Source organism: Bacillus sp. FSL W8-0770 (assembly GCF_038008705.1).
GTDB classification, from domain to species: Bacteria; Bacillota; Bacilli; order Bacillales; family Bacillaceae_G; genus Bacillus_A; species Bacillus_A cereus.
Map to the genome: position 1 here is coordinate 877,295 of NZ_JBBOZR010000001.1, position 17,185 is coordinate 894,479.

Genomic DNA, 17,185 nt, shown 5'->3' on the forward strand with positions numbered 1-17,185 from the left:
ATAATGGAAGGAATTAGAAAAAATTGTGAAGAGACAGGCTTAAATGGGTTCGCTTTTCTAGTTTGAAAAAAAAACCAAGTATTCAACCTATAATAAATTTGTTATGATAACCAATGGGATAAAATGAATCCCTATCGCTTAAAACAATATGTTTGAGAGTATATGTATAAAAGAAAAGAGAAAAAATATGAATAAAACATTTGTAAAAGGAGCAGCAATTTTAACCATTACAACTTTTTTGTCAAAATTGCTTGGTAGTTTTTTTCAAATTCCATTACAAAATATTGCAGGAGATGAAGTGCTCGGTATTTTTCGCCTTGTTTTTCCTGTATATATGATTGCTCTTACATTATCAGTAGCCGGAGTTCCACTTGCAATTTCGAAACTAATTGCAGAGTTGAACGAAAAAAATAAGCAAAAGGAAATTGCGAAATTATTTAAATCAGCGTCAATTATTGGGATAGCATTTGGCATTTTCGGCTGTTTAGTCATTGTATTATTTTCTATTGAAATTGCGAATATGCTCGGTGGACAAGAAACTAGAATGCCGTTGCTTATTACTTCATTAGCATTACTCATTGCGCCATACATGGCGGTGTATAGAGGGTATTTTCAAGGTTTCGGTGATATGAAACCAACAGGGGTATCACAGGTCATTGAGCAATTTGTACGTGTGTTTTTTATGTTAATAATTGCTTACATACTAGTATCATGGGATAAGAGTAATACTGTTATTACTAGTGGTGCGATGGTTGGCTCTTTTCTTGGAGTCATTAGTTCGCTTATATATTTGCGTATAAAATATAATAGAAGTCCATACTACAATAAAAGCAATTCCTATTCGCTCCGAGATTTAAGAGAAAACGGCAAAAAGATATTGCGGGTATCGATCCCAATCGCTATCGGAGCTTTATCAATGCCACTTTTAAATTTAGTAGACTCGCTTACAATACCGCATGTATTACAAGGATCATCAACAGAAATTCAAGAACAATTTGGAATATACAGTCGCGGTTTTGCATTCACGCAAATAATTGTTATTTTTGCAAGTGCAATTGTATTTCCGTTAATACCACTCTTAACTTCCGCATTGGCCAAAAGAGATATAAATTTGGCGAAAATAACAATTCAAAATACAAATCGACTAGCGCATGTTTTGACAGCGCCGTTAACAATATGGTTGATGGCATTAACAGTACCGTTAAATGTCGGATTGTTCACAGATGTAAAAGGCAGTAGTATGTTAACAGTTATGATTGGCAGTTCGTATTTTACTGCGGTTATGGTATTATCAATAGGTGTTTTACAGGGCATTAACCGTTCTGCACAAGCTGCATGGATTGTTATTGGTGCGAGTTGTGTGAAAGTCGTGTTAAACATGATGTTCGTGCAGAAGTTTGGCATAGATGGAGCAGCGTATAGTACACTAATTACTTACGTATTGATTTGTATTGTAAATCATTTGTATATTCGAAGCTATATTGCCTATTCTATTCATTTAAAAAGCTTTTTCGGTGTGTTAGCAATAGCATGTATTTTGGGACTAGGATTGTATGAATTATGTAATGTGATAGATGGTACAACTTCAAGAATTATGACGTTATTATTCAGTGGTATAGCATTAAGTATTACAACCATTTTGTATGGTGTATGTGCTTTGAAATTAAAATGGATATCAATAAACAAAATACCATTTTTGAAAAGATAAATATAGAAATTTAATTTTTTATTATAATTCATATGAACTGATAAAGAGGAAACTATGTAGGGTATCAAGTGTTTAGGTAAGGAATGGGTACCAGTTTATGTTAGATGAAATAAACGGTTACCTAGTTTTGGAGGAGATTTAGGGTGCGTTTAGTCTTATCAGGATATTATGGTTTTTATAATGTTGGAGACGAGGCGATTCTACAATCAATTATTGAATCGTTAAGTAAAGAGAACCCGGATATAGAACTAGTAGTACTATCAAATGATTCTAAATATACAAAGGAAATGTATGGTGTAGAATCGGTAGATCGCTGGGATATAAAAGCTGTTTATCATGCGATAAAAAACAGTGATGGAGTCATTAGCGGTGGCGGGAGCCTTCTTCAAGATCAGACAAGTACGAAGAGTATTCTATATTATACGGGTATTATGGGACTCGCTCGATTATTAAAAAAGCCGTATTATATTTATTCACAAGGAATAGGTCCAATTACAAAAGGATATAATCGTCTATTAGTAAAATGGAACTTGTCAAAAGCTTCCTATGTATCAGTTCGAGATGAGGATTCGTTTTTATATTTAAAAGAACTTGGCATAAAAAACGATATTGAAATTGTTCCAGACCCTGTTTTAACATGGAAACGGACAAAACAATCGGATTGGTTGCAAAAGCATTCGATACATGGAAAAGTAATTGCGGTTAGTGTGCGTTATTGGAATGCAAAAGAAGATTATATAAAAAAATTAGCTGAGGCATTAAAAAAATTAAAGCAAGAAGGATACCAAATTCTATTTGTTCCAATGCATGAGCCATTTGATCAAAAAGCTTCGCGTGAAGTAGTAGACTTAATGGGAGAAGAGACGTATATGCTTCCGTATAAAATGGATATCGACGAGAAAATATTCATTTTATCACAATGTTCATTACTAATTGGTATGCGTCTTCATGCACTTGTTTTTTCTGCCGTAGCCAAAACTCCAATGGTCGGGATTTCATACGATCCGAAAATTGATTCGTTTTTAAGTCAAGTGAATCAGCCAGTTATAGGGAGTGTGGATGGCGAATGGAGTGCTGAGTATTTATATGAAATTGCGAAAAAGCAATTAATGCAACAAGGAACTGTGCAGCAAGAGTTACAATTGACAATAGATGAGCTTCGGTTGCAAGGCAAACAGGCAACAAAGAAACTCATTGATCATATGGAAAAAGGCACTTTATTAAAAAAGTAAAGTGCCTTTTATTTTGTTTTGAATTTAATGAAAATTCTAATTAAAAAACGTTTTATTTTAATTCCTATTTATTATGCTAAAATGATTGTGATTATTATATAATCAAATTTGTGATAATAAATTCGTAGATTACGAGGAGGGTAAACTTGAAGACTTTTTCAAAAGGTATAACAGCAGTGGCATTAACGGGATCATTACTTTTAACTCCTATTTCAAGTTATGCGGCAAATGATGATATTACAGGACATATGTTTGAGACGAATATGCGCTCACTTATTACTAAAGGAGTTTTAATGGGGTATGGAGACAATGTATATGCGCCTGATAAATTAGTAACAAGAGCAGAGTTTGCTACATTCATAGCAAGGGCTTTAAATTTACCGAAAGCTGATTCGAATTTCGAGGATGTGCCGAAGACTTACGGTTTATATGATGGTGTAAGTAGAGCATATGGAGCAAAAATTATTAATGGTCGTACGAACGAGACATTCTCACCAAATGATGTGATTACACGTGAAGAAATGTCGATAATGGTAAAGCGAGCGTTAGACTATAAAAATATTAAAGTAGCTGTAAGTCCGCTTACCTTTACTGATAAAGATAGTATTAACTATAAAGAGCATGTACAAGTTATGGTGGCTACTCAAATTATTAAAGGGTATCCAGAAGATAATACATTTAGACCACATTTATCAGCTACAAGAGGGATGGCTTCAGCTATGTTGGATCGCATGCTTCAGACGATTGAAAAAAACGGAAATAGCAATCCTGTAGAAACTAAGAAATATGTTGTGACAAATGTAAGAGAAAACGGAACAGAGCAAGAAGTAGAGCGCTATAATACGTATAAAGAAGCGGTTACGGCTGCTCAAAATAAAGGTATGAATGCGGTAAAATACGAGAACGAATTTTTATGGATTAAAGATGGTTTTGCAAGTGCGAAAAGAATAACTGGGCAAAACATCATTAATATTTATGATGAGAATTTGTCAACAGTATATACGTATATTCAGTATGGAACAGAATTGAAAGTGTTAGAAGTTGGCGAAGATCGTGTGAAAGTTCAACTTTCTGGTTTGACAGGTTATGTGAAGAAGAATGAAATCACTTTAATTCCTACAAATGAAATGAAACAGTCGTCTTATTATGTGAAATCAGATGGATATTTATACCATAAATATTATACATATAATACAAGTTCACCTGGATATACAGAATTTAGATATGGTGTGGCACCTTCTTTCATGAAGCAAGGACAGCAAATGTATAGTGTAGATGGAAAGACATTTGGAGACGAAACTTTCTATCAATATTTCAATTATTTATCATTACGTTCGAAAACAGATTATACAGCTGAACAACTAGATAGTTATGTGAAATCGATTAAACCAGACTCTCCATTAATTGGTTTAGGAAAGAAATTTAAAGAAGTAGAAAGCAAGTATAATGTAAATGCATTATTCTTATATTCATTAGCAATTCATGAAAGTTATTATGGAACAAGCGCTCTTGCAAAAGACAAAAATAATTTATTTGGTTTAAAAGCAACAGACGATAGTCCGTATGGTAACGGAGAAGCATTCAATTCAAAAGAAGATTGTATTGAACATGCAGCAAAATTATACATGAATGAAGGATATTTAAATCCAGGACATTGGCGTTATACAGCAACATATACAGGTGATAAAGCTGCTGGTTTAAATGCGAAATATGCATCTGATGCGAACTGGGGTAAAAAAGTAGCGGGGCATATGAACCGTTTTGATTCTTATTTAGGTAAAAAAGAATACAACAAGTACAAACTTGCACGTGTGATGAATAACGTGGAAGTGAAAAAGAATCCTAGTATATCAAATGAGCGACTGTATCGTTTAAATACAAATGTAGTTGTCACAGTTACTGGTGAAGAGATAATAAATGGAAAAGCGTGGGTTAAAGTTATTTCAGATAATCCTACTGTAACAGAAGCGTATATTGCAAAAGAAAGTTTAGAATACGTAAAACATTAATTAAATAAAAAAGAAGGTGCTACTAATATTTCGTAGCACCTTCTTTTTATTCAATTTCAAAATCAACAATGATATAAGCGAGTATAACAACGAAGAAAATACTAACGGCTGGCGCTGTTAATACGTGGCCAGACATAAAGCCAATGCCAAGTGATAGAATGAGTGTGCTCGCTAATAGCATATACTTTACTTTCATGATTTTCTTAAAGTTTGTGATCATGCGGATAAATAATTTAATACCAAAGTATAGAAGAGGTATTAAGTAAATAAGGAAACCGACAATTCCAAAGGCGAAAAATAGGTCATGGAAGTCCATTTCAATTAATTTAATTTTATCTGTGTAGTTACCAGCGTAACCCATTCCGAATAGTTTTTGTGAAAGCGGTGCGTCTTTATAGTATTGTTTGTATGTTTTTAAGAATTTGTCGCGATCACTGTAAATTAAACTTTTTACTTCAGAATCTGTAAGTTCACCTTTTGCATGTTTTTTTGCATCTTCTGGATCTGCTTTAATTACTTTTCCTTCTTTTCGATCTTTCTCTTCTTGCACTGATTTTTTGTATTCGTATATTTGCATGTGAATGCCCATATTTTTTGCGATAGGAGTATGCGGTGTAAGAGCAATTAAACCTCCTAGTATAACTGCGACAACAACGGTATTTACAATATGTGTGAATCCTTTTCCTTCTTTTTTACGATTTATCATATATTCAATGAATGAGAAGAAAAGTGCTACGCCTAATGTAATAACAATTGCGCCATATCCGACTTTCGTTCCGACCATAATACTTGCATACATCGCAAGTATTGTTGGAATCCAGTAATATATTTTCGAGAAAGAAGTTGTTTTATGAATCGAATATAAGACAATGATTGGGAACATAATGGCGAAAAGAGAACTTAAATCATTTCCAGCGAAGAACCAACCTCTTGAACCGATTTTTGAGTGAGGATAGCTTGGGAAATCCGTTCCAGTTTGCATTGCGACAATCATTGTAATGCTTAAAATTAAAGTTGCATATAAGAAATATGTAATGATTTTATGAAATACATACTCTTTATTTTTTAGCTCTTTAAAGGCGATAATATATCCAAACAGTAGCACAATTGGATATACGCTCTTTAAGATGAATTTAACTTCTTCTCCAAATGAAACTGGAGATTTAACCATCATATTATTTACAAGACCAATTGCGAGTGCGATTCCGAGTAAGCATAAATAGAGGATGTACTTTTTCGCATCTTGTTTTTTGTGATGAAGAAGTAGGTACCCTAATGCAAGAAGCATAAAGGCGAAACGGACTACAACTCCAACTGTTGCGCTCATGTGTAGTATATAGATTGAAAAAGATGTTAATAAATCTAAAATTGGTTGAAACACAATGAATAGCAATAGGAAATGTGGGAAGTAGTTATCCGTTTGTTTCAACTTATTAACCATATGTTCCTCCAGTTCTTCATTCCTTTATTACAACACCCAAAAGATGGGTATAAAGCCTTTTTTACATAGTAAGGCGAATGAATTTCAATATTTGTTTTTTATCAAACTTAAGAATACACCATTTCATTGTAATGGTAAATAGATGAAAAGCATGGATAAACCGACTTTAATTTCTATATTTTTCAACGGAATTGTATGTTTTATACGGTAAATGTACAAATTGCGAGATTATTAGACAGAAAATTGAGAAAAAAGAAGGATTTTTCAGTGGTTTTCTATAATTATATAAGTATAATCTTTATGGAGAAAAGAGGGGTATATATAATGGAAATAACAAGTAAAACAGAATCTGTCGTTGTGAAATATGAAGGCCACGTTGCAACGGTTATGGTCAATCGCCCAGAGGTGTTAAATGCGTTGGATGAGCCGACCTTAAAAGAGTTATTACAAAAGTTGAAAGAAGTAGCGGAAAGTTCTGCGCATATCGTTGTGTTATGTGGGAACGGCCGTGGTTTTTCTGCGGGTGGGGATATTAAATCGATGCTTTCAAGTAATGATGAAAGTAAGTTTGATGGCATTATGAATACCATTTCTGAAGTTGTCGTGACATTATATACGATGCCAAAGCTTGTTATTAGTGCAATTCATGGACCGACTGCAGGTCTTGGGTTAAGTATTGCGTTAACAGCTGATTATGTAATGGCGGATATATCATCTGTTATTGCAATGAACTTTATTGGAATCGCTTTAATTCCAGATGGAGGCGGTCATTTCTTCCTTCAAAAGCGTGTCGGTGAAAATATGACGAAGCAAATTATTTGGGAAGGTAAGAAGTTATCAGCGACAGAAGCGCTTGATATCGGCTTAATTGATGAAGTAATCGGCGAAGATTTCCAAACGGCTGTGAAACAAAAAATTAATGAATGGTCACAAAAACCGATTAAAGCAATGATTCAAACGAAGCAAATTTTATGTGAAGTAAATCGCTCTAATTTAGAGCAAACATTGCAATTAGAAAAGCGTGGTCAATATGCAATGAGACAAACAGCGGATCATAAAGAAGGTATTGCTGCGTTTTTAGAGAAACGTTTACCAGCATTTAAAGGGGAATAAAGTTTGTCCATTCCTCACTGATTATTAGCTCGTTAATTCGGGATAAAGGGGAGAAAGTGCTAACACATTTTAGTATAATTGTGTTAGCACTTTTTTTTAGGAGTAATACATGAAGAAAATAATCGGTGTTATCAATATTATTTTGCTTACATATTCTGATTTGCATAGTACACCATCTTTGGCAGTTCGGACTGCGTTATTTTTTGAGGGACATCCAAGTGTTGCATTTTCTGACGGGGTGACGAAAGAAAAAGATGTGAAAAAAGAAGCGATTCCAGATGAGTACCAAACTCTATATGGTAAGGAAGAAAACTCAGAGCACTATTTCTTTCCGCCTGTAAGAGCACATGAATCAGAAATTGATATGTTAAGTGCATGCGTGAAGAAAAAATGGTTTTTCTATAAAGCAGAGCTCGGATGTTATTAAATATAGGAGGATGAATGATGTCAGCATATAACAAGTTAGTAAGAGATCGTGTTCCAGAGAAGATTTTAATGTCTGGAAAAACATATACAGCACAAAAATTAACAGGGCAAGCATACATACAAGCTTTAGCGAAAATTGGAACGGAAGAAATTCGTGAATTTGCTTCTATGAAAGAACGCGAACATGCGCTAGATTCTCTTGCGGATGCGCTAGAAGTTATCATCTCATTAGCACGTGCAGAAGGTGCATCGATTGAAGATGTAGAACGCCTTCGTAAGCAAAAAGAGATAGAGCGCGGTGGATTTGAAAAAGGGATTTATTTATTAGACGTTTCAGAAGAATAGTTTTATAGGAAAAGCATAGCGTTAATGAGTAACGCTATGCTTTCTTGTTGCAATGAAGCTAATAATGAAGAAGATAGCTGTTAATATCCAGCCGATTGTAATAGAAGTAGTAGTATGAACGGCATAAGAGATTTGTAAACAAAATAATGATGCTAAAAACCAAATGAGTGCAATGTGTATATATTTTTTTGATATATTCATATTTCAAGGCTCCTTTTGTATACTAAAAAGAATTTTACTACAATTTAGAAAATTAGGCCATATAAGTAGAGGTTTTCTGGCGAATTTTGTATACTGAATAGTAGAGAAAATGAGGAGGAAACGACAATGGCACATCATGCGAAAGAAACGATGGAACTGATTAAGGAGCTTGTCTCTATTCCAAGTCCATCTGGAAATACAGCAAAAATTATTAATTTCATTGAAAACTATGTCAGTGAGTGGAACGTAGAAACGAAACGTAATAATAAGGGAGCTCTTATTTTAACGGTAAAAGGGAAGAATGATGCGCAGCACCGCTTATTAACGGCACACGTTGATACGTTAGGTGCGATGGTGAAAGAAATTAAGCCTGATGGTCGCCTGAGTCTTTCTATGATTGGTGGATTTCGCTGGAACTCTGTAGAAGGGGAATATTGCGAAATTGAAACATCAAGTGGCAAGACATATACAGGAACGATTTTAATGCATCAAACATCTGTACATGTATATAAAGATGCAGGTGAAGCAAAACGCAATGAGAAAAATATTGAAGTTCGTATTGATGAGCGCGTATTTTCAGCTGATGAAGTACGCGAATTAGGAATTGAAGTAGGAGACTTCGTTTCATTTGATCCGCGCGTTCAAATTACAGAGAGTGGATACATAAAATCACGTCATTTAGATGACAAAGTAAGTGTTGCAATTTTATTAAAATTAATTAAAAGATTACAAGATGAAAACGTAACATTACCATATACGACGCATTTCTTAATTTCTAATAATGAAGAGATTGGATACGGTGGTAACTCTAACATTCCAGAAGAAACTGTTGAATACTTAGCAGTTGATATGGGAGCGTTAGGTGATGGACAAGCATCTGATGAATATACAGTATCTATTTGTGCAAAAGACTCTAGCGGCCCGTATCATTATGCACTGCGCAAACATTTAGTAGAGCTTGCGAAAACGAATCATATTGAATATAAAGTAGATATTTATCCGTACTACGCATCTGATGCATCAGCTGCGATTCGCGCGGGATTTGATGTGAAACATGCGTTAATTGGAGCGGGTATTGATTCTTCCCATGCATTTGAACGTACGCATGAAAGTTCTATTGCGCATACAGAAGCATTAGTGTATGCATATGTAATGTCTAATTTAATTGAAGAATAATTTCATAGATAATAGAGAGCTGATTAAAGATATTATTTTTAATCAGCTTTTTATTTGGCAAAGCGATTAGGAGACATGTCCTAATCGCTTTTTTATTCCGCTATTTGCCGGGCAGTAAGACCACTACCTCAAAATTCAGCGAAAGCAAAAAAGTTAGATGGGGGCGGGCTGCCCGTAAAAGCCCGATTGGTGAGGGCTGATTAAAGCTTTTTATATACATTCATTATAAGTTATATATATGCGATTTTTTTTATACGGCCGGAAACGTATTTACTATAGATATATAATGTTATACACTATGAAAGGAATTAATTAATAGTTAATATTTTTTAGTTAGCTTGATTAAAAAAATGAATGAATATGAAGTTTTGAGAGGAGATTTATTTTTCATGAAGTACAAAGCAATAGCCGCAGGTTTATTAGCAGCAAATTTACTAGCACATCCAATTAGTAGTTTAGCAGAAACGAAGAAATTTCCTGATGTTTCAGATAGTGCGTGGTCAAAAGACGCAATTTATTATTTAGTAGAGAGAAATGTAATTAACGGTATGCCAGATGGTAACTTTATGCCATACGGAAATTTAACACGCGCTCAGGCAGCAAAGATTATCGCAACAGCAATTGGTGCTAAAATAGATCCGAATGCAAAGCCGTCTTATAATGATGCAAAAAATAGTTGGGCAGCTTCATTTATTGCAGCCATGGAAAAAGAGAATATTATTAAAGGGCGAGAACCAGGAGTATTTGATCCTGAAGGAAAAGTAACTCGTGCTGAAATGGCAGCTATGCTTGTAAGAGCATATAATCTGAAAAGCAAAGTAACAGGACCAGTTCCTACAAAATTTGCTGATTTAGAGAATCATTGGGGTAAAGAAGAAGTTAATATTTTAGTAGAATTAAAACTTTCTTTAGGTACAGAGGATGGCTGGAAACCGAATGATTCTATTACGCGTGAACAAGCAGCTCAACTTACTGCGCAAACAGATAAATTTAGCAAGAATAGTGATCGTCCAGTAGAAACAAAGAAAATGTACATAGATAGAAAATTCATTACATATCACGCACCATCATTAAGTTCTGGGATTAGTGCAAATCAGCATAATCCACAAATGGTTGAAATTAAAGAAGAGCGAGATGGATGGATCAAAATTGCAACAAGTAAAGGTGATAAATGGACACCTTTAGTAGAGAAAACAGAAGTTATTAATGAAGGATTCACTACTTATGCAGAAGATTCTTCTTCTTCAAAAGTAATGGGAACACATAACGCACAACAAGTAACTGTTATTGAAGAGAACGGCAGCTGGATTCGTATCCGCATGGGCGCTGGTTTCCAATGGGTTAATAAAAATCAATTAAATCCAGTCAAGCAAGGTAACTTCTTAGAGGGCAAAGCGATTATCATTGATCCAGGTCATGGTGGAGTTGATTCAGGTAATCCAGGTTATTATGAGAAAGAAAGTGAAACTGTATTAGATGTATCATTGCGATTACAGAAGATATTTGAGAAAAAGACACCATTTACTGTGTTATTCACTCGTACAGATGATACACGTCCAGGAACAAGTGCTTCTGATTCTTTAAAGAAACGTGTAGAATTTGCTCAAAAAAATAATGGGGATATTTTTGTAAGTATCCATGGTAATGGTACGGAAAGTAAAAATGGGCAAGGTACAGAAACGTTTTACTATGAATCAGCGACAGCAAGAGGAACAAATCCTAACGTATCAGAAAGTCGTTTACTAGCAGAAAAAATTCAAGAACGTCTTGTAGATGCACTGGGAACAAAAGATCGTGGTGTGAAAAAAGGCGATTTATACGTAATTAGAGAAAATACAATGCCAGCTGTATTAGCAGAATTAGCATTTGTAGATAATAAAAGTGATGCAGATAAAATAGCTACACCAGCGCAGAGACAAAGTGCAGCGGAAGCAATTTATCAAGGTATTTTAGATTACTATGAAGAAATGGGTAACAACGTGTCTTCTTTCCGTTAATAAATAATAAGAGATTGCCATTGGCAGTCTCTTTTATTTATTAACGTTTCTCTTTATTTCCGGCATATGATATCATTTAATTTTATATACAAAAGAAAAGTATTTGAGTAATTGTAATCAGAACAATTTTAAACGATAGAGGATGATAATAGATTGAATAATCATAGTAAAACACCTGCCTGTATATATACGTATGCATTTCGTGAGGAGGAGCGTGCTTTATGTTACTTGGAAATGCGCTCGTTCTTTGGAATGGAGTCCCACGTTAATATTTTAAAAAGTGATGTCAAAATTGACCCGAGTAGAAGTGCGTTTATAAAAGAGCGCGTTGAGGTTATGTATGAAGGGGACGACTTAGAAAGTATCTTAAAACAAGTGGAACAAATTGATTTGGCGGGAGCGACATTTAAAGTTATCTTCGTTAAAATCAATGACCTCGTTGGAGAGAATAAAATTGAATATGGAGAAAGACGTCTTATTGAAAGAGACCTCGGCATGCATATTGAAGGAGAAGCGGATGTTCGTAATCCAGAGCGTGTATTCGGGATTGTTCCTCTTGGAGGACGCTGGTACTTCGGGCACTATGTAGAAAGCGAACCAGTTTGGTATCATCACATAAAAAAACCGCATAGCTATTCGACATCTCTTAGCACACGTGTTGCGAGATCAGTTGCAAATATCGCTGTACCAAATCCAGAGGGAGTACGAGCAATTGACCCGTGCTGCGGTATTGGAACAGTAGTAGTAGAAGCACTTTCTATGGGGATTAACATCGTTGGTAGAGATATAAATCCACTTGTAGTTCTTGGAACGAGAAAAAATATCGCGCATTTCGGATTTGAAGGAACAGTAACAAAAGGTCCAATCGAGGAAATTACTGAGAACTACGACGTTGCCATTATCGATATGCCGTACGACCTATTTACGCACGCCACACCAGAAGATCAACTATCAATTCTCTCAAGTGCACGCCGCATCGCGAAAAAAGTAGTCGTTGTCACGATGGAAACAATGGACGACATGATCCATGAAGCAGGATTCGAAATTACAGATCGCTGTATTACAAGAAAAGGATCATTTACTAGACAGATTCTTGTTTGTGAATAAGAAAGGAAGGTCACCCGTTTGGGTGACCTTTTTTGTTTGTATTGATGTGTAATTGGTTGGTGGTTTAGGTAGATGAATTAGCGAAATTTGTCGGTAAGTCGATATTGCATGTCGAATCGCCGATATATTGTGTTGAATCGCTGATATATTCCGAGAATCGCCGATATCGTTACATTAGAATGTTACTGTTCTTTTAATTTTTCTTGTTGTGCGATTAATAAATTGCGTAATATGTGCCCGCGGTAACTTTCTAGTTTTCGTCCTTCATGATAGCGTACGCCTAATTTTTTTAGTTCAGCTACGTACCAGCCCTTTGTTCCGTAATACATGGGATCACTTCCTTTTTGCTTTTGAACAGTATATGTTGGGGGTGGAAGTAACTTTCCATTGAAAATAATAATGATAAAAGGAATTTTGCATGTGTGTACCAGTGAAATTGCAAAGTTATCGAGGTGTTTTATAACGTAACGTCCAAGCCGTGTATAAAAAAGTAGACAGTTGTATATGAATTTGTTGAAAAAAGAATACACATTGCTGAGGGGATTTGAAAAAAAGTAATGCTATACGCTTTGGCATGATACTTGCGTTGGAAATAGTATCAACGTATAGGGGAGAGATCGAAATGAAGGTTAGTAAAATATATACAACGATTGATGCACACGTAGCTGGGGAACCACTTCGAATTATTACGGGCGGAGTGCCAGAAATAAAAGGGGAAACGCAGCTGGAAAGACGCGCGTACTGCATGGAACATTTGGACCATCTTCGTGAGGTTCTTATGTATGAACCGAGGGGGCATCACGGAATGTACGGTTGTATCATTACACCGCCAGCAAGTGCTCACGCTGATTTTGGCGTATTATTTATGCACAATGAAGGTTGGAGTACGATGTGTGGACACGGTATTATCGCTGTTATTACAGTTGGAATTGAAACAGGTATGTTTGAAGTGACAGGTGAGAAACAACAGTTCATTATTGATAGCCCTGCTGGGGAAGTCATTGCGTACGCAACATATAACGGGAGCGAAGTAGAGTCCGTATCATTTGAAAATGTTCCTTCTTTTGTATATAAGAAAGACGTTCCTATTAAAATAGATAACTATGAATTTCAAGTAGATATCGCGTTTGGCGGAGCTTTTTATGCGGTAGTAGACTGTAAAGAATTTGGCTTGAAAGTCGATTTCAAAGACTTATCTGCTATTCAAAAGTGGGGCGGTAAAATTAAGCACTACATTGAGAGCCAGATGGAAGTGAAGCATCCACTTGAAGAAGATTTAAAAGGAATATACGGCGTTATTTTCTCAGATGAACCGAAAGGGGAAGACGCAACTTTACGAAATGTAACAATCTTTGCTGATGGGCAAGTAGACCGTTCTCCTTGCGGTACAGGAACTTCTGCGAGAATCGCAACTCTTTTTGAAAAAGATGCTTTACAAAAGGGAGAAATTTTCGTCCATGAATGCATTACTGACGGGAAATTCGAGGGGGAGGTATTGTCGGTAACCGCAGTAGATACATATGAAGCTGTCGTTCCAAAAGTAACGGGGCATGCCTTTATTACAGGATTTCATCAGTTCGTTGTAGACCCGAGAGATGATTTGAACCGTGGATTTTTGTTAGGATAGAAGGAGGGGGTGGAAAGATATGCTAGTCATAAGTGCGAACGAACAAAGAAACTTAGTAAATATGAATGAAGTTATTGAATACGCGGCGCTTGCTTTAAAAGAATTTTCCGCAGAAAGAACAATCACGCCAATTCGAGGTTCATTACCATTTGCGAACGAGAAAAATACGGCATTAATTATGCCTTCAGTAGCTGAAGGGCTTGAGGCACTTGGCTTAAAAGTAGTAACAGTAGTCCCCGAGAACAAAAAGGTAGGAAAGAAAACGATAAACGGGATTGTGATGCTATCAGACTTTCAAACGGGAGAACCGCTCGCACTTTTAGAAGGATCCTACTTAACGATGATTCGAACAGGCGCCTTATCAGGAGTAGCGACAAAATATTTAGCTCGTCATAACGCAAAAACGTTATGTATCATCGGGACGGGTGAACAGGCGAAGGGAATTGCTGAAGCTGTATTTGCGGTAAGAGCTATCGAAAAAGTCATTTTATACAATCGAACAGAAGAAAAGGCGTATGCATTTGCGGAGTATATACAAGAGAGATTCAACAAACCTGCATATGTTCACACAAATGCAAATGAAGCAATAAGCGAAGCAGACATCATCGTCACAACTACGAACGCATCCACACCAGTCTTCTCAGAAAAACTACAAAAAGGCGTCCACGTAAACGCCGTCGGCTCATTCAGACCGAGCATGCAAGAACTACCCTCACATGCCATAGCTAAAGCAAACAAAGTAGTAGTCGAATCAAAAGAAGCAGCACTAGACGAAACAGGAGACCTTCAAGTTCCGATAAAAGAAGGTCTATTCAAAGCAAACGCCATTCACGCTGAACTTGGTCAAATCATAAGCGGAGAAAAAGCCGGACGCGAAAATGATGAAGAGATTACTGTTTTTAAATCGGTTGGTTTGGCAGTAGTAGATATTATTGTTGCGAAGTATTTGTATGAGAGAGCGGTGGAGCAAGGAGTAGGGAATAAGATTGAGTTTTGAGACTGACTTTTGGTGGTCTTTTTGTCAGGATGGGTGTGCTAGTATTTATAATTGAAGCCTTTTAATATTATGTTGAAATATATGAATTCTGCGCAGACATCACATCATTCATTCAATTGGTGTATGAAAAAAGTTGCACCTCTAATTATTAGAGATGCAACTTTTTACCATTCACGCCATTCTTCTGTTATGTCTTCTTCAGATTCTAGACCAGCTATTCTTGCTGCTGTATCGATAAATTCATAGAGATCTTCTCTTTCCATTGTTTCGATAAAATAGTCATGTTCGTCATTTAATTCATTTATGTTAAGAACAACCTCTTTAACAACATGCATTATTTCAACTTCAGTTGGATTTTTTCCAAATTGCTCTAAATTATTTATGTAAGTATCAAGAACTTTATTTGTTGCACTTATATTTTCTTCAGTGAAAAATTCCCCATCTTCATCATTCTCAATCCATTGGGTTGTTGGTTTGTTTTTTTTCAGTTCATCAAATGTCATGATAACCTCCTAAATGTGTTTTTTGTCTTTAATCCCATTCTACATTTCCGAGTATATATAACAATCATTTTAGAGGGATTTTCTGTAAGTTGCTAGTTTTTTTACTCATTTTACGAGGTTACTTATTCGTGGTCTTCTTATTTTACGTAAAAGAAATTGATTATTCTTAATCATTCGACAAGATACAATAATTTAAGATTATATTTTTTGCTATGATAAGTAAGAAATTTACATATCGTGTTATTGGGGGATAAAAAGAGATGTTGAAAAAATTTACTACATGTATTTTAGGTGGCGCTTTAGTATTCAATTTATCTGGTTGCAGCAATACATCCGACAAAACTTCTTCAGAATCTAAAGAAACCAATTCTAAACAAGAAGAAAAGAAAGTGCAAACAACCGATGAGGCGAAAACGAAAGAAAATACAAGGCAGAAAAATACAGAACAAACAAAAGAGAAATCAAAAATAAAAGAAAAAGAGTATGCTGTAAACAAGGATTTTCATACACCTAAATTTGATGTAACTGTAAAAAGAGTTGTAGAAAGAGATAAGGTTGGTAAAGAAAGTATAGGATTCCAAAAGCCTGAAGATGGACATGTCTTTATTGTTGTAGAAGCAGAAGGGAAAAATATCACAAACGAACCGATGAAATTAGCCGTTTTACCATCAGTGGATTTAGTGGATGAAAATGATAATGCTTACCAAAGTGATGTGTGGGCAGCTAGTAGTTATGCGGTTGAAAAAGGCGAGACATCTACTATTACTAAGGGATTAAAACCAGGGGAGGTAATGAGAGAAAGTAAAGTTTACGTGATTAATAAAGAAAAATTTGATACAGGAAAGTGGTATGTAGTTGTTAACCATGAGTATAAGGAGCAAATTAAATAGTGTTTATTTATGAAGAGGAGATGGCTCCTCTTTTTTTTACAAGTTAACACAGAATTTCGTTATAATGTAGAAATTTAATGTTTTCGAAAAAAAGAATTGACTTCTATATTAGTTGTAACTAAAATGGTTACATAAAGATGTAATTAATTTAGTTACAACTAATATCTGCTAAAAATATGATTTATATATTTAATTAAGGATGGTGGTCCATACGTTGCCACCCGGTGTAGAAAGTTACTAACACATTCAAATCAATGCATATTCTAAGCTTTAGTATTTTCTGTTACGGGGCAATAAGGTGCAATTTTATCTTTTGTTAAAAACCTTGGTGGATCTTTCTTTGGAAATATTAGTTTTGGGGAAATATAGTAAGGTATCTAAAAAAGAACAAGGTATAAAAAGATGTACCTATA

The 17,185-nt window shown here is 35.3% G+C and carries 16 protein-coding genes; 12 read left to right on the top strand and 4 right to left on the bottom strand.

The genetic code is table 11. The features are described from left to right. The first annotated feature begins 187 nt into the window (after positions 1–187). From NST27_RS04530 to NST27_RS04540, 3 genes are all read left to right on the top strand, one after another. Positions 188–1,708: a putative polysaccharide biosynthesis protein gene (locus tag NST27_RS04530; RefSeq protein WP_001043992.1), complete on the top strand. Its 1,521-nt coding sequence runs from the start codon at positions 188–190 to the stop codon at positions 1,706–1,708. A gap of 143 nt (positions 1,709–1,851) precedes the next feature. Beyond that, on the top strand, positions 1,852–2,940 hold the full coding sequence (csaB, locus tag NST27_RS04535) for a polysaccharide pyruvyl transferase CsaB (protein WP_001241595.1): 1,089 nt from the start codon (positions 1,852–1,854) through the stop codon (positions 2,938–2,940). Between the two features lie 146 nt (positions 2,941–3,086). Next, the gene (locus NST27_RS04540) at positions 3,087–4,949 is read left to right on the top strand and encodes an S-layer homology domain-containing protein (protein WP_000847506.1); all 1,863 of its coding nucleotides are present in this window, start codon (positions 3,087–3,089) and stop codon (positions 4,947–4,949) included. Positions 4,950–4,995: 46 nt separating this feature from the next. On the opposite strand, the gene NST27_RS04545 is transcribed toward NST27_RS04540, so the two are convergent. After that, the gene (locus NST27_RS04545; protein ID WP_000247519.1) at positions 4,996–6,390 is read right to left on the bottom strand and encodes an O-antigen ligase family protein; all 1,395 of its coding nucleotides are present in this window, start codon (positions 6,388–6,390) and stop codon (positions 4,996–4,998) included. A gap of 300 nt (positions 6,391–6,690) precedes the next feature. Between NST27_RS04545 and NST27_RS04550 the strand changes: the two genes are divergently transcribed. The 3 genes from NST27_RS04550 to NST27_RS04560 all read left to right on the top strand — a co-directional run bounded on the left by NST27_RS04550 (position 6,691) and on the right by NST27_RS04560 (position 8,274). Further along, positions 6,691–7,503, top strand: coding sequence for an enoyl-CoA hydratase (locus NST27_RS04550; RefSeq protein WP_001999174.1), 813 nt, complete (start codon positions 6,691–6,693; stop codon positions 7,501–7,503). 109 nt (positions 7,504–7,612) lie between these two features. Beyond that, on the top strand, positions 7,613–7,930 hold the full coding sequence (locus tag NST27_RS04555) for a hypothetical protein (RefSeq protein WP_000720148.1): 318 nt from the start codon (positions 7,613–7,615) through the stop codon (positions 7,928–7,930). A 17-nt stretch (positions 7,931–7,947) separates the two neighbouring features. Beyond that, positions 7,948–8,274, top strand: coding sequence for a nucleoside triphosphate pyrophosphohydrolase (locus NST27_RS04560; protein ID WP_001277349.1), 327 nt, complete (start codon positions 7,948–7,950; stop codon positions 8,272–8,274). 21 nt (positions 8,275–8,295) lie between these two features. Here NST27_RS04560 and NST27_RS04565 read toward each other — a convergent pair whose 3' ends face one another. After that, entirely contained in the window at positions 8,296–8,475 is a 180-nt protein-coding gene (locus NST27_RS04565) for a hypothetical protein (protein WP_001027086.1), read from the bottom strand. A 126-nt stretch (positions 8,476–8,601) separates the two neighbouring features. On the opposite strand from NST27_RS04565, the gene NST27_RS04570 reads away from it, so the two are divergent. The 3 genes from NST27_RS04570 (at position 8,602) to NST27_RS04580 (ending at position 12,755) form a co-directional block, all read left to right on the top strand. Further along, complete coding sequence (locus tag NST27_RS04570) at positions 8,602–9,651, top strand: M42 family metallopeptidase (protein ID WP_000930029.1); 1,050 nt, start codon at positions 8,602–8,604, stop codon at positions 9,649–9,651. Positions 9,652–10,040: 389 nt separating this feature from the next. Continuing rightward, complete coding sequence (locus NST27_RS04575; RefSeq protein WP_047385676.1) at positions 10,041–11,648, top strand: N-acetylmuramoyl-L-alanine amidase; 1,608 nt, start codon at positions 10,041–10,043, stop codon at positions 11,646–11,648. 153 nt (positions 11,649–11,801) lie between these two features. Beyond that, positions 11,802–12,755 (top strand): TRM11 family SAM-dependent methyltransferase, encoded by a 954-nt coding sequence (locus tag NST27_RS04580; RefSeq protein WP_001059316.1) that lies wholly within the window; start codon positions 11,802–11,804, stop codon positions 12,753–12,755. 182 nt (positions 12,756–12,937) lie between these two features. On the opposite strand, the gene NST27_RS04585 is transcribed toward NST27_RS04580, so the two are convergent. After that, positions 12,938–13,168 carry a YflJ family protein gene (locus NST27_RS04585; RefSeq protein WP_100070319.1) on the bottom strand — a complete coding sequence of 77 codons (231 nt, stop codon included), beginning with the start codon at positions 13,166–13,168 and terminating at the stop codon, positions 12,938–12,940. Positions 13,169–13,329: 161 nt separating this feature from the next. Between NST27_RS04585 and NST27_RS04590 the strand changes: the two genes are divergently transcribed. Both NST27_RS04590 and NST27_RS04595 read left to right on the top strand, forming a co-directional pair. After that, positions 13,330–14,382, top strand: a complete 1,053-nt coding sequence (locus tag NST27_RS04590; RefSeq protein ID WP_170317876.1) for a proline racemase family protein — start codon at positions 13,330–13,332, stop codon at positions 14,380–14,382. Positions 14,383–14,401: 19 nt separating this feature from the next. Further along, a complete protein-coding gene (locus NST27_RS04595) occupies positions 14,402–15,379 on the top strand; it encodes an ornithine cyclodeaminase family protein (protein ID WP_000960311.1) in 978 nt (325 codons plus the stop codon). A 164-nt stretch (positions 15,380–15,543) separates the two neighbouring features. Here the strand turns inward: NST27_RS04595 and NST27_RS04600 are convergent, their stop codons facing one another. Continuing rightward, entirely contained in the window at positions 15,544–15,882 is a 339-nt protein-coding gene (locus NST27_RS04600; protein WP_000141766.1) for a hypothetical protein, read from the bottom strand. 260 nt (positions 15,883–16,142) lie between these two features. Between NST27_RS04600 and NST27_RS04605 the strand changes: the two genes are divergently transcribed. Next, positions 16,143–16,772: a hypothetical protein gene (locus tag NST27_RS04605; RefSeq protein ID WP_000913420.1), complete on the top strand. Its 630-nt coding sequence runs from the start codon at positions 16,143–16,145 to the stop codon at positions 16,770–16,772. Positions 16,773–17,185: the final 413 nt, after the last annotated feature.

Bases quoted from the DNA above. Each gene is read 5' to 3' on its own strand.
- NST27_RS04555 (WP_000720148.1), top strand. From the start codon at position 7,613: ATGAAGAAAATAATCGGTGTTATCAATATTATTTTGCTTACATATTCT.
- NST27_RS04575 (WP_047385676.1), top strand. From the start codon at position 10,041: ATGAAGTACAAAGCAATAGCCGCAGGTTTATTAGCAGCAAATTTACTA.
- NST27_RS04595 (WP_000960311.1), top strand. From the start codon at position 14,402: ATGCTAGTCATAAGTGCGAACGAACAAAGAAACTTAGTAAATATGAAT.
- NST27_RS04565 (WP_001027086.1), bottom strand. From the start codon at position 8,475: ATGAATATATCAAAAAAATATATACACATTGCACTCATTTGGTTTTTA.
- NST27_RS04600 (WP_000141766.1), bottom strand. From the start codon at position 15,882: ATGACATTTGATGAACTGAAAAAAAACAAACCAACAACCCAATGGATT.
- NST27_RS04530 (WP_001043992.1), top strand. From the start codon at position 188: ATGAATAAAACATTTGTAAAAGGAGCAGCAATTTTAACCATTACAACT.
- NST27_RS04550 (WP_001999174.1), top strand. From the start codon at position 6,691: ATGGAGAAAAGAGGGGTATATATAATGGAAATAACAAGTAAAACAGAA.
- NST27_RS04570 (WP_000930029.1), top strand. From the start codon at position 8,602: ATGGCACATCATGCGAAAGAAACGATGGAACTGATTAAGGAGCTTGTC.
- NST27_RS04545 (WP_000247519.1), bottom strand. From the start codon at position 6,390: ATGGTTAATAAGTTGAAACAAACGGATAACTACTTCCCACATTTCCTA.
- NST27_RS04605 (WP_000913420.1), top strand. From the start codon at position 16,143: ATGTTGAAAAAATTTACTACATGTATTTTAGGTGGCGCTTTAGTATTC.
- NST27_RS04560 (WP_001277349.1), top strand. From the start codon at position 7,948: ATGTCAGCATATAACAAGTTAGTAAGAGATCGTGTTCCAGAGAAGATT.
- NST27_RS04590 (WP_170317876.1), top strand. From the start codon at position 13,330: ATGATACTTGCGTTGGAAATAGTATCAACGTATAGGGGAGAGATCGAA.